We start from the raw sequence: 13,165 nt of genomic DNA on the forward strand, positions 1-13,165 counted from the left end.
GGCCGGCGGGGAAGCCGAAGCGACGGCCCTGAGCCGGCGGGTACCGCAGGGAGGGACCGGCGGCGGGGACCACCGGCGGCACGCTGCCCCCGCGGTCCAGTGACTCGGGCACCACGGACTCGGGACGCCCGTCGGGCCAGCACCCGGTACGGCTGTCGTGCGGCACCTCGCGGGCGCCGGCGTGACGCCCGGCGATCCACCGGGTGCCGCGGTCCGCGAAGGACAGCTGCGCCGGATCGATCGGCCTCCTCGGCGCCTCGCCCTCCCCCGCCGCGGGGACCACCGGGGTCAGCCACGCCTCGAACGTGCCGGGGTCGACGGAGAGCCACGACACCGAGGACCCGCCGGTCCCCGGGGCCACGATCTCGAAGCCCTCCCCCCGTACGCGCAGCCGTCCGGCCTTCGGGTGCCGGTGCCGCATCACCTGGGCGACGGAGCCGGCGACGGCGTCCCCGGACTCGGCCGACGGCGCGAGCAGTTCCACGTTGGGCAGCCCGGAGACGACGAACAGCGGCTGGCTCAGCTGCTTGGCGTCCGGCCGCCGTCCGCTCAGGAGGGGGTTCTTGGGGAACACCACGGCCTCGCGGCCGTCGACCGCGTAGGCGGAGTCGCCCGGCAGCGCCACGCGGAGCCGGAACCGGTCGTCGGCGGTCCGGGTGACGCGCACCACCATGCCCGGTTCCACGTCGCTCCACCCGGCGATGTCGGCGCGGCCCAGGACGACGTGGATGCCCGCCCGCAACTCCAGCCGGATGTCCGGCTCGTGCTGCGTCACCGTGGCGAAGCACGAGGGGTCGCGCGCGGTGAGCCGGCTGAGCAGCGCCTTGGCACGCCGGGCCGGCGAGTTGGTCAGCCGCCCCTCGAACGTGCCGTCGTCCTCCCGCCGGCCGCGCAGCTCGACCAGGTAGGGCGTGTCCTTGAGGGCGCCCTTCCCGCCGCTGTCGAAGATCCGGCGCAGCAGGTTCTCCCGGTGGGCGAACGTCCGTCGGGTGACCCGGGCGGTGAGCGGTTCCGGCCGTTCCCTCGGGCCGAGTTCCAGCGTCAGGTCGAGCGTGACGTCGTTGCGGCGGGGCTGGATCTGCCCGGCCCACATGAAGACGTGCTGACCCCGGTGAAGGGCGTCCCTGGCCTTGCCGTCGATGACCGGCCGGAGGTGGAGGAACTCGACGTCCCGTCCGTTGCTGCGGTCCCAGCGGCCGGTGTCCAGCCTCCCGAGCACCCTGACGACATCGGGTCCCGAGGGGTAGTGACGCAGGACGGACGCGGCTCCGTCCCCGGTCATCCGGAGCCGGGAGCTGCGCGCCTCCCCCGGGCGCTCGCCCGCGTCGTCCACGCCGAACGACCCGCCGCGGGTCTGGACCTCGATGACGTGCACCTCGTTCGCCGCCCGGTCGAGGCGGACCGTCAGCCGCGCGACGATGCCGAGACCGGCGTCCTCGCGCAGTCCTCGTTCGACGGACCAGCGGATCGCGTGCCCGTGGAGACGCAGCCAGAACCGGTCCCTCGCCCCGCCGTGCTCGCCCTGCCGTCCCTTCGGGGTGACGGTCAGCCGGGTGACCTCGTCGCCGTGGAAAAACGGCAGTTCCTGAGCGGACCGCAGCGGGTGGTCGTCCAGCATGACGTCGTTCACGTGGACCCGCAGGGTGCGTCCGTAGCCCCACTCGAAGAGGAGCCACTCGAAGGGGTGGCGCCCCCGCTCCGGCCGCTCCGGACCCACGAAGTACAGGGAGGTCTCCGTCTCCCGGCCCTCCACGATGTTCTGCACTTTCATGAAGTCGCCCAGTCCCAGCGGCGGGACCTGACGGTAGGAGGCCGTGTGGGCGGCGGCGCCCGCGGCCGGGGCGGGGACCGGCCGCACCACGACACGGGCGTGCTTGTCGGAGTACTCCACCCCCTCGACATGGGGCCGCTCGTCCGGCTCCAGGGGCACCGGCGGCAGGCTGACGCGGCGGGTGCCGCCGTCGAGCGGGACGGGAAGGAGCACGGCCGTCCCTTCGCGCAGCTCGGCGTTCCAGCCGGACTTCTTCATGACCACCGGCCACGCCTTGTCGTGCAGACCCTCCGCGTCGGCGGTGCGTGCCTCGGTGAGGACGAAGATCCGGCGCACCTCGCGCAGATCCGTACCGCCGACCGGCCAAATCCGCAGGTTCACCGAATCCACCTGCCACGCCTGGTCGGTGTCGTGGGCCCCCTCGGCGAGGCCCCAGGCCGAGCGGCCGCGGTCCAGCCGCACCTGGGCACGGTGCCGGAGCACGGACTCCCGGACCCCTCCGTTCTCACCCCACTCGTGGAAGGGGGGTCCCAGCGACACCTGCGCGGACACGAACTCGTCCCGGCCCCGCTGCCGCGGCGAGGACAGTTCGGCCAGCTCTCCCGGTCTGCCGTGCGTCTGCCAGTAGGTGGACCGCCGCGCCGACACGTCGAGGGAGGCACCCACGTAGGTGTGGCCGCCCTTGGCCGTCTTGGTGATGCGCCACAGGCAGCGGGTGAAGACCCGGCGCCGGCACGGGGTGAAGACCCAGTGCCGGTCCGATCGGAAAGCCCGGACCTGGTCACCGCCGACGCTTCGGGACTCGGTGAAGGCCTCCCACGGGACGTGCACGTCGAGCACGCGGTGGCCCACCCGCAGCCACACCCGCGGCGCCTCCCCCGAGTGCGCCGCGGGCGCCGACAGGAGCACTCCGTCGAGGTGGTCCTTCCCTTCGAGCAGCGCGCCGGCCTCGGCGGCTGCCCGGTCGTCCAGCCCGGCGAGCAGATCGTCGGTGGAGACGGCGCCGCGCACGTCGCGCGGGCCGGCCGCCGTGGGGTTGCGGTTGTCCCAGGTGACCCTGGTGACGACCGCCTCCCGGCCCCGGACCGCGCGCCGCCAGTCGTCGGTGTCGCGGGCGGGCCGCAGTATGACGGACTCCGCCTCGACGGAGACGAGCGCGTTCCCGTCGGCCGTCCACGCGCTGTACGAGCCGTTGCGGGGCGCGACCGACGCGCCGGCGCGCAACCGGACGAGGTGGCCCTTGCGGAGGCCGTGGAGCGCGTTGAACGCCTCGAGGGTCGCCTGCTGCCCGGTGAGGTGCGGATTCTCGCGGGCCTTGACGCGGCCCGTTCGCATCGCCTGCTCGTCCCAGCCGTCGATCGTCTGCTCGACGGTGTCCGCCACGTGGGGAGGCATGTCGTACACGACCACGTCGGGGAAGCCGGGGATGTCGTGTTCCACCCGCCAGCCCCCGTCCTTCCTGGTCACCTGGACGGTGTCGGCGAGACACAGGTCGCGCCAGCGCAGGTTGCGGGTGTCGATGCCGTCCACCGCGGCGTCGAAGTGCCGGTTCTCGGGCACTTCGGTGAGCGGCCCGGCGACGAGGGCGAGCCGGGGCGGGCGGTCGCCCTCGGACTCGACCACCCGTACCCAGCAGCGCAGTCCCTCGGGGTCCTGCGCCTCGGCGATCTCCTCGTGCAGCCGCCTGGCGGACTCCGGTTCCCAGCACCGCTCCGGGAGGAGGTAGGTGTACCCCGGCTTCCGCGAGAACCGCCACGATCCGGGTTCCGCGCCGGTGTCCCCCATCAGGGTCAGTACGCCCGTCGTCCCGCCGCCGTACGGCAGCCGGGCGGCGAGGAACTCGGTGAAGCCGCGGTCGACGGGCTGCCAGCCGTGCTCTTCGTACCGTGCCACCGTTTCGACGACCACCTCGCCTCCCCCGCCGTCGGCGAACCCCCTGGAGAGGTCCGGGTCCCACTCGGCGAGCGGTCCGTGGTCCTCCTCCGTGAAGGCGGGGGCGTCCACGAGGACCACGCCTGCCGTCGCCTGCTCCGGGCGCAGGGTGACGCGCACCCGGCGTACGTCACCCACCCGGTGCGTCACCGGAAGGCGCTGGGGGACACCCTTGATCTCGACGCCCGTGTAGTGGTCGTGGCCCAGCTGGAACCGGACGGGGTCGCCGACCTGGGCCCCTTCGTAGGCGTAGGCCTCCAAGGGGCGCTCCATGCCGCAGTTGACCAGCAGCCGCTCACCGTCGTCGGTCCGTCCGCACACCACGCCGAGCAGGCTCGGGGACTTGCCCATGGTCGCCTTCCGGACGGCCTCCTCGCACCGTTCCGGGTCCTGGTACAGATCGTAGGTGTCCGGCTGGTCCGGCTCGACCGGCAGGTGGTGGAACACCACCTCGTCGCTGCTCCGGTACGCGAGCTGGGCCACCACCGTACGCACGTCGGGAAACCCCTTCCCGTGACCGGACCCGGCCGCGTGGTGCGCGGACATGCCGAGCGGTACGGTCCGGGACCGGAGGACGGGGGTGAGGGCCGAGTCCTCCCAGGACTTCTCGATGAACTCGCGGTTGCGCCGGCTCTCCGGGAAGGCGTCCCTCGTCAGGGTCCGGACCAGCCGGTCGAGCTGACGGGCCAGCGCCTGCCCGGTCTCCCGGTACATGGCCCGCTCCCAGACGTCCGGCAGGGCGCGGCCGGCACCGGCCTCGGTGAACCGGCCGTCGTAGGACAGGCTGAGCAGGCGGGTGCGTACGGTGGTGTCGGTGTGGGATGCCAGCCGGTCGAACAGCAGTCGCTGGTCGGTGGGCGTGCGCAGGCCGAACTCCGTGAAGACGTCGAGGAGTTTGCTCAGCACCCGGGTCTCCTGTTCGTCGTCGCCCCGGATGACGTCGAAGATCTGCAGCAGGTACCAGCGGATCAGCCGCGCGAGTTCCCTGGGCTCCCGGATCCGGTCCATCCGGCCGGCCCAGGTCTCGACGAGGTGGCCGAGGTCCGGGTCGGCCGGACCGCCACGGGACTGCGTCAGGGCCTGCAGCAGCCGCACCGAGGCCCCCGCGAGCCCGACTGCCGAGGTGTCGCCCTCGACCTTGGCCACCCAGGAATCGAAGACTTCCCGGTCCTGACGGGTCGCCAGGTCGCCCGGGGGCGTGAGCAGTACCTCCTGGAAGGTCTTCGGCCTGCGGCCCATGTCGCGCTCGCGCGTCAGGCGGTCCGCGGTGACGTCCCGGCGCAGCAGCAGCCGCAGGAGCAGCAGCGCGTTGCCGAGGTGATGGCGCCGGAACCACGGGTGGAGTCGGCGCGCGGCCTGGTCCAGCAGCCTTTCGGCGATGGGCGGTTCACCGTCGAACCAGCGGCGCTGCGGGGTGCGGTCCTGCGGGCCGGTGGCCCCGGAGAGCGCGTCCAGTACGGCGGACACCAGTACGTTCAGCGCTCCCCCGTCCTGGTGGAGCAGTTGGGACTGACGGTAGAAGCGCTGGGCGGGGTCCTTCCAGGACCCGGGGTCGGCACCGGCGATCGCCCGATGCGCGAACACCTCCGGATGCAGTTCCGGGTACACCCCGCGCAAGGCGTACGTTCCCGTCCGGTAGGCGGAGAGGGTGAGCGGCACCAGCACGGTCGGGATCGGCGCGTCCTCGTGCTTCTCGGTGCCGTGGGTGAGGTTCAGCATGTACGCCCCGAGTCTTCCCTCGGTGAGGACCTCGACGCCGTGCATCACCAGGTCGGCGAGGAAGCGGGACTCCTCGACGCCGTGCCGCATCAGCCTGACCGCCGTGCGCAGCGACGACAGCAGCCGCAGGAGTACGACCGGATCCTGCACCGCGGGGAAACGCCCGCTTCCTGCCGAGGCGTTCGCGCCGGTCCGCGCCCGGTCCAGCCACGGCGAGAAGGCCCAGGCGGACACACCCGGGAGTCTGAGCGTGTCGAGGTGGCCGGTTCTGATCACCTGCCCTCCGGTGGAGCCGTTCTCCCCCGCCGGGATCCGCGGTCCGGTCCGCAGGTGCCAGAGGTCGGTGAGCTGACGTGCCCAGGCACCGCATTCCCTGCCCCCGACGGGGCCACTGAACCGCACCGGATAGCGGGGCTGGCCGCCGGGCGCACCCCACCGGTCCACCAGGACCGCCGCGGCCTGTGCGGGGTGCAGCCGGGCCGCCAGGTCCCAGAGGACCTGTTGCCACAGGACGGCGGACAGGGCGGGGGGCGCCGGTTTGTCGGCGGGCAGGCCGAGACGGCCGAGGACGCGCTCGGCCGTGGACACCGGCCGGACGTCGCCCCGCAGTCTCCGCAGACGGCGCAGCCCGTCGAGTGTGACGGCGTCGGTGTCCAGGGCGGCGACCGTCCGCTCCGCGTCCGGGCCGGTGCCGAGGTGCAGCAGGCGTGCCGCGGCGGCCATCAGGTCGGGCTCCAGGTCGGCCCAGCCGACAGCGGGCCGGCAGAGCGTCTTCAGCAGCCGGTTGCGCTCGGCTCCGGTGGAGGCGATGCCGCTCTTGGCACGCAGGGCGAGCAGGAACGGCAGGCGTCCCCATTCGTGACGCTCCGCCCGGCGGGTGAGCTCGTCCAGCCAGGAATGCTCACCGCGCAGGTCCGAGGCGATGTCCTCGGCCGCGCCGGGGTACTGGACGAGGTGCGCGGTCACGGCCAGCAGGAGGGTTTCCCGCGGGTAGTGGGTGAGTTCGCGGAACGGTTCCTGTGTGGTCCTGGGCGTGGCGTCGCGGCCCCAGACCTGTACGGCGTGGCGCAGCCGTGCGGCGGCCCGGAACGGGCGCTCCTCCGCACAGGCCCGGAACGCGGCGGTGAGGGCCTCGCCGACCGGGCCGCCGCCGACCGTGCCGACCACCGTCCCCAGCAGGTGTTCCATGCAGAGGTCCGCGCTCTCGCCGCCCCCGGTGGCCAGGGTCAGCAGCCGGGGAACGACGTGCAGGGCGGTCCAGGGTTCGCAGCCGTCCAGCGCTTCCAGGGCGTCCGGAAGCGTCTCGTCCAGTGCCACGGGCGCGTCCAGGACGTCCAGTACGGCCAGGTAGGCATTGGCGGCGTGCGGTGTGTCGCGCATCGCGGCGCAGAAGTACCAGTCCTCGATCATCGTCTTGCCTTGTCGGTCTCGGAGGAGCGGGAGGCGGTGGAAGGAGCGCGGCCCACCGCGGTCCGTATGGCTTCGGTGCGCAGGGCCGCGTCGAAGCCCGGCGGCGGTGGGTCGGTCCGGTTCAGCCCGAGGGCGTGACGTTCCACGAAAGGCAGTTGGAGCAGCATGCCCAGGGCCTTGTGGTCGACGTCGGCGGCGCGCAGCAGCGGCCAGGGAGCCGTGGTGGTCGGCAGCCGGTACAGGACGCTCCCGGCCTGTACCTCGAGCCCGGAGCGGGCCGCGGCCGGGGCGCTGTCCGGGTGGACGGCCAGCCAGTCCGCCAGTTCGGACCCGCCGGGTCTCTCGTCGGCCCAGCCCTCGCGGAACCGGCGCACCAGGCGGCGGACGGGAGGGGACAGCAGGGGATCGTCCCAGGCGAGCAGGTCGCCGTCGGAGAGCTTCGCAACCTGTTTCAGGAGGGCCAGGGCGATGGTGTCGGCCTGCTCCGAGCCGACGTCCAGCGGCAGGCCACCCGGACGGGGCACCGGCCGGCCGGGGCCGAGCGCCCCGATCCAGGCGCGCATGTCGTCGTCGTACTCGGCGGCCGCACTCAGGGAAGCGGGGTGACCGGGCAGCCGTTCGTCGGCCGCCAGGCGCTCCAGTGCTCGTCCGTACTGTCCGGGGTTCCGCCGGCGCAGGGCCGACAGCGCCTTCGCGTCGGCAGGCAGGCCGTCGTCGTCCGAGCGGGCAACCCCGTCGTCCCGGTACCGCTTGCCGGGGCGGTGGCGGCTCAGCGCGGTGACCGGCATCCCCAGACGGTTCTCCAGGTCGTCCCGCACTTGTGTCAGGACGCCGGGTCCCCTGTCCTCCAGGACGGGCACCGGTCCCCGCAGAACCACGATGAACGGCCGTTCCAGGCATCCGTCCCGGCCCCGCAGGCGCCGCAGCCACTCGCCGATCCTCTCCTGCCACCAGTCGGGGAACCAGGCGGTCAGCTCGGTGCGCAGGACCCAGCCGTCGTCGGCCCTGTGCTCGAAGGCGTCCGGGGATCCGGGATCGAACCTGGCGAAGCGCTGCCGGAAGTCGTGCCACGCGCCCTGGGTGGACGTCGCGTACTGCTCCCAGGAGGCCAGCGGCCGCGGAGGCCGGTCCACGTCGGTGGCGAACCACCGGCGGGCGGGCAGGCGGCCCTTCTGCAGCAGCACGGTCCAGGCCTTCTCGTAGTGGTCCAGGTCCTGCGCGAGGTCGTGGTCGGGGACATCGAGCAGGACACCGGCGAACGGCCGGCGCTCCAGCCCCCATACGACGTCGAGTCGCACCCTCCTGCTGTCGGTCCCCCACGCGGCCGTGGCGCCCCGTGCCTCCCCGCCGTGCTCACCGGCCGCGGGGAGCGGCACGAGGGGATAGGCGTGTGCCGGGCCCCGTACCGGCTCGGGCGGGGCTTCGCGCAGGCGCAGGTCGCCTCTGCCGGTGTAGAGGGCGGGCACGGCGAGGTTGCCGACGATGTCCGTCCGCCTCCGGACCTCGCTCAGGCCCTTCACCATCGCGGCGTGGATCTCGCCGTTCTCCGCCAGCCCGGTGGCCAGGCCGATGAGGAACTCCTGCCCCAGGCTCTGCCTCACGGGTGCCTGCATGGCCACCACGGCGGGGACCCGGCGGGCCACGATGTGGTGGGCGGCGGTGCCCCAGCCGCTCCGGGAGGCGTTCAGGCCCGCGGTGTCGCAGGCGATCAGGACGACCAGCTGGGTGCCCGATGCCTGGAAGAGCTCCGCCAGCTCACGGGCCGGCACCCGGTCGGGGCCGGTGCCTCCGGGCGCGTGCAGGACGATGCCGCACTCCTCGTCCCGGTCCGTCCATCCGTGAGCGATGACGCACACGACATGGGCGGTGGTCCGCAGCCGCTGGGTGAGTTGCTCGCGGGTGGCGGCGTGCAGCAGTTCGGCTTCGCCGATCTCCTTCAGCCGGCGCACCGCTTCGCCGGCCGCTTCTCTCGTCCAGTCGATCCCGTTCCGGGGCGCTCCGCCGGCCCGGTCCTCCCGGCGGACCGCGTCCGCCGCCGTGACCACCAACGAACGCAGACCGGTCCGGGGCCCGGGGGAGGCGGCGGATTCGAGCACCCGGGAGACCACGAGCCGGTCCGGGGCGCTGACGAGGTGTGCGTCCCAGCCGGCACCCGCTGGATCCGACGCCGACGTGGCGAGCGTCGTCCGGGTCAGTTCCCAGGGCAGCGCGGAGAACACCAGGTTGGCGCACCCGATCCTCACCCTCAGCAGGGCATCGTCCCGCAGGGCGTCGATGTACGCCTGTTGCAGGGCCTGTTCGACGCCCTGGGGTAAGAGGAGCGGCCGCAGGGCCCAGCCGATGTCCTCGGCGTCGCTCACCTTGTTCCGGAACCCGGCGACCAGTGCGCCGAGGTTCTCGCCCCTGCCGTGCCCCGTGGCCCTGCCCCGCGGGCCGGACAGCTCGACGGACGCCGTCCAGACCTCCGTCCCGTCCGCCAGGTCCTCCACCTCGGCGTTCGTCAGCGTCAGTTCGACCTCGTGTGCCTCGCCCACCTTGTGAAACCCCCGTGTTCGTTCGTTCAGCCCGCGAGGAGCAGCACCGCCGCCTCGATGACCAGTACGGCGGCGGCGGCCTGCCACTGGAACCTGCGCAGCCGGTCGCCCGGCAGGAGCCGCCGGGCCGGTGCCGGGACACCGCCGCCGGCTGGTGCCGGGACCGGCGGCAGGGCGGCGTGCGACACGGCCAGCCAGGCGATCTCGCGGGCGGGGATCGCCAGACGTACGTAGGTGGCGGGCCAGGTGCCGTCCCCCGACGCCTGATCCTCACGGAACAACTCCACGCCTCTGAGGACCAGTTCACGCCGGTCGACCTCGGGGTGGGTGTTCATGGTGTGGAAGAACCCCGACACGCGGTATCCACCGCTTTTCAACGCGACCACCAGTTTGGGACGTCTGTCCGCCGGGACGTCGTTGTAAAGCAGTTCGTACCACACGTCGTCGAAGCTCTGGATGCCGCCGCTCGTCGGAGAGCGGACCAGTCCGACGGCGAGGAGCGCCAGTGCCGTGGCCGCGAAGAGCTCCGCCGCGAGCCCGATCGCGGTGAGCTCCGGGTGCGCCGTGACGTAACGGGCGGAGTCGGCCAGCAGCCCCGTGGGACTCGGCAGACTTCCCGGCCTCACCTCGCGTATGGCGATCAACAGCGCGGTCGCGGCGGCCGTGCACAGGGCTCCGACCAGCACCACCCGGGCGGTCTCCACGAACGGGCTCTCCACCCGGGAGGGACTGCGGCGGCGCAGACTCAGTTCGAAGGCCAGTCCCGGCACCACGATGACCATGAAGACGAGGACGGCCGTGAAGGATGTGGGCAACCCCGACGTCACCCCGCGGAGTCGTCGGACTGCTGGGCGGCCTCGGGCGGCGGTGCCGCGGTGGCGGGGGTCGGAGCGCCGATCTCGAAGCGCGGTGACACCTCGTCGTGCTGCGGGTCGTCGTGGGAGGGACCCGCGCGCACCACGCCGTAGAGGTCGTCGTCGCGGCCGTCGGACAACCGCACCGGCCTCGGGGGCGCGGAGGGCGGCGGTTCGTCGTCCTCGTACGCCTCGTGGAAGGGATCTGCTTCGGACATGCGGCCCACCCCCGTGGAACGTCCTGTTCGGAGAGACAACATATAGCGCCCGCCGGTCTGTGTCCGGCGGGCGGAAATCTTCCATCCGTTCGGGCAGCCCGTCCCACCGCCCGAACGGACCCGGCACGACTGCTCCGGCACGGCTCCCAGCGTCTTCGGTACGCCGTACACGCCGACGCACAGGATCGCGGCGCTGCCGAGGACGAGGGCGGCGGTGAGCCAGGGGTGGGTGCGGAAGCGCTTCGGCACGCCGCCGGTCACGGGGTACCTCCCCCGCTCTCGGCTCCCCCTCGTTCCCGGCTTCGCCCGAGCGGGGGCATCAGGAGCGGGAGGTACCCCACCGCCCGCCTTCCCCCCACCCAGGTTGCGCTCGGGCGGGGCCCATCGCCTTGGGGCACCTCCCAGGCCCCCGATGCGCCGGGGAGACGCGGCTGCCCGCGGACCGCGGCGGTGGGCGGCGTTCCACCGGGGCCCTCACCCCGCCTTCGTCACTCCTCCTCCCCCTCTTTCGGGCCCCCGCCGAACAGGCGGGCCGACTTGTCCTCCTGGGCGAGGCGGCGCATGGCCAGCAGGGCCGGTTCCAGGAGGACCGAGACCAGGACCGCGCGTTCGGCCAGCTCCAGCACGCCGGACACGCCGTTCATCTGCTGGACGTCCAGCTCCGAGATACGGTCCGCCAGCCGCGCGTAGGGCAGCAGGGACCGCCAGTCGATGCCCGAGTCCATGTCCGACAGGGCGTCCAGGACTTCGCCGAGGCTCCGTATGGCGGCGGTGTTGGAGTACACCTCCCAGCCCATCGCGGCGACCAGTTCGCGCGCGTCGGTGACGCCGCCCGTCTCCTCGCCCGCCTCCTCCCTCTCCCGTTCCCGCGCCTGCTTCTGCTGCTGGGTGACGGGGCGGGCGTCGGTCACGATGCCGAAGATCTGGTGCAGATCGCCGTCCTGCTCCATGACGGCGCCCAGGATCTCCTTCACCGCCCCCACCGGCAGCCCCCGTACGCCGACCAGCGTGCGGACGAGACGGAGGCGGCGCAGGTGTTCCTCGCCGTAGTCGGCCTGGTTGGCGGCCGTCGCCCGGCCCGGGGGCAGCAGACCGTCCCGTAGGTAGTACTTGATCGTGGGAATGGGGACGCCGCTGCGGCGGCTGAGTTCCGAGATTTTCACAGGTCCTCGCTTACGCACTGGATAACGGATAACGGATCGCACTACTATCCATTACAGGTCGAGCCGGCCGGCTCACCCTTCCCATGTGACGGGGGTATTGTCATGAGCACTCTCAAAAGGCCGTTATGGTCGGTCATCCTCGCATGCAGTCTGCCGATGTTCATGGTCGCGCTCGACAACCTGGTGGTGACGACCGCGCTGCGGACCATGGCCGTCGACCTCGACGCGTCCACCGAGGACCTGCAGTGGTTCGTCAACGCCTATGTCCTCAGCTTCGCCTGTCTGTTGCTGACCGGGGCGGCGCTGGGTGACCGGTTCGGCCGGCGCCGGGTCTTCGTGACCGGCATCGCGCTGTTCACCCTGGCCTCGATCGGCTGCGGCCTCGCCGACAGCAGCGGACAGCTCATCCTCATGCGCGCACTGCAGGGTATCGGCGCCGCGGCCGTGATGCCGCTGTCGCTGACGCTGCTCGCGGAGGAGGTCCCGGACGAGAAGCGCGGCCTGGCCCTCGGACTGTGGTCCGCGGTCAGCGGCACGGCCGTGGCGTTCGGGCCCGTGGTGGGCGGTGCGGTGGTCGACGGCCTGGACTGGCAGTGGATCTTCTGGATCAACGTCCCGGTGTGCCTGGTGGCGGTCCCGCTGGCGCTGTCCGTGCTCCGGGAGAGCTCCCTGACCGGCACCCGGCTCGACCTGCCCGGCATGCTCCTCGCCACGGCGGGACTCCTCGCGACCGTCTGGGCGATCGTGAACGGCGAGGAGGAGGGCTGGAGTTCGGGCCCCGTCCTGTCGGCGTTCACCGGCGGAGCCGTCCTGCTGGCCCTGTTCGTGGGGTGGGAGCGCCGGGCGGCCCAGCCGCTGCTCCCGCTCTCCTTCTACCGCGAGCGGGCCTTCGTCCTCTCCAACCTGGTCTCCGCGAGCATGTACTTCGGCGTCTTCGGGTCGATCTTCCTGCTGTCGCAGTTCTTCCAGGTCGCGCCCGTCCGCACCCCGCTGGAGGCCGGTGTGCTCACGCTGGCCTGGACCCTGATGCCGATGTTCGTCGCGCCGGTCGCCGGTGCCCTGACCGACCGGGTGGGCGGCGGACGGCTGATGGCCCTCGGCCTCTTCCTCCAGGCGGCCGGACTGGCCTGGATCAACCTGGTGGCCACGGCGGACACCCCGTACGCGCGCGTGGCCGGCGCCATGGTCGTCGCGGGCATCGGCATGGGCCTCGTCTTCGCGCCGACGGCGGCGGTGGTGCTGGGCGCGGTCGGACAGCGGCACCGCGGGAAGGCGTCCGGCGCCAACAGCACCGTCCGCGAGATCGGCGGCGCCCTCGGCACCGCCATCCTGAGCAGCGTCTTCATGCGCTACGGCGACGACCGCAGCGCGCAGGGCTTCGTGGACGGCATGCGCCCCGGCATCTGGATCGGCGTCGCCGTGGTCCTCGCGGGCGCCCTGTGCGCCCTCGCCATCCCCCGCCCCGCCACCACCCCGGCCCCCGCACCCGAGGACCACGAACCCGACCGGGATCCCAGCCCGGCGACCCGCTGAACCCCGGCCGCCGCTCCTCCGGGAGCGGCGG

General features: G+C 72.9%; 6 protein-coding genes. 1 reads left to right on the top strand and 5 read right to left on the bottom strand.

From position 1 onward, the window contains the following. The 5 genes from B7767_RS11980 to B7767_RS12000 form a co-directional block, all read right to left on the bottom strand. Window positions 1-6,832, bottom strand: a 6,832-nt coding sequence (locus B7767_RS11980) for a hypothetical protein (RefSeq protein ID WP_143652373.1), incomplete at its 3' end; no start/stop codon positions are given. Next, window positions 6,829-9,366 carry a CHAT domain-containing protein gene (locus tag B7767_RS11985; protein WP_179167118.1) on the bottom strand — a complete coding sequence of 846 codons (2,538 nt, stop codon included), beginning with the start codon at window positions 9,364-9,366 and terminating at the stop codon, window positions 6,829-6,831. The genes B7767_RS11985 and B7767_RS11980, both read right to left, overlap by 4 nt. A 26-nt stretch (window positions 9,367-9,392) precedes the next feature. Then, the gene (locus B7767_RS46330; RefSeq protein WP_179167119.1) at window positions 9,393-10,181 is read right to left on the bottom strand and encodes a DUF6338 family protein; all 789 of its coding nucleotides are present in this window, start codon (window positions 10,179-10,181) and stop codon (window positions 9,393-9,395) included. Window positions 10,182-10,189: 8 nt separating this feature from the next. Continuing rightward, window positions 10,190-10,438, bottom strand: coding sequence for a hypothetical protein (locus B7767_RS46335; RefSeq protein WP_179167120.1), 249 nt, complete (start codon window positions 10,436-10,438; stop codon window positions 10,190-10,192). 488 nt (window positions 10,439-10,926) lie between these two features. After that, complete coding sequence (locus tag B7767_RS12000) at window positions 10,927-11,601, bottom strand: MerR family transcriptional regulator (RefSeq protein ID WP_085572190.1); 675 nt, start codon at window positions 11,599-11,601, stop codon at window positions 10,927-10,929. 102 nt (window positions 11,602-11,703) lie between these two features. Between B7767_RS12000 and B7767_RS12005 the strand changes: the two genes are divergently transcribed. Further along, entirely contained in the window at window positions 11,704-13,134 is a 1,431-nt protein-coding gene (locus tag B7767_RS12005) for an MFS transporter (RefSeq protein ID WP_085572191.1), read from the top strand. Window positions 13,135-13,165 lie beyond the last annotated feature (31 nt).

Source organism: Streptomyces sp. 13-12-16 (assembly GCF_002114215.1).
Taxonomy (GTDB): domain Bacteria; phylum Actinomycetota; class Actinomycetes; order Streptomycetales; family Streptomycetaceae; genus Streptomyces.

Bases quoted from the DNA above. Each gene is read 5' to 3' on its own strand.
- B7767_RS12005 (WP_085572191.1), top strand. From the start codon at position 11,704: ATGAGCACTCTCAAAAGGCCGTTATGGTCGGTCATCCTCGCATGCAGT.
- B7767_RS46335 (WP_179167120.1), bottom strand. From the start codon at position 10,438: ATGTCCGAAGCAGATCCCTTCCACGAGGCGTACGAGGACGACGAACCG.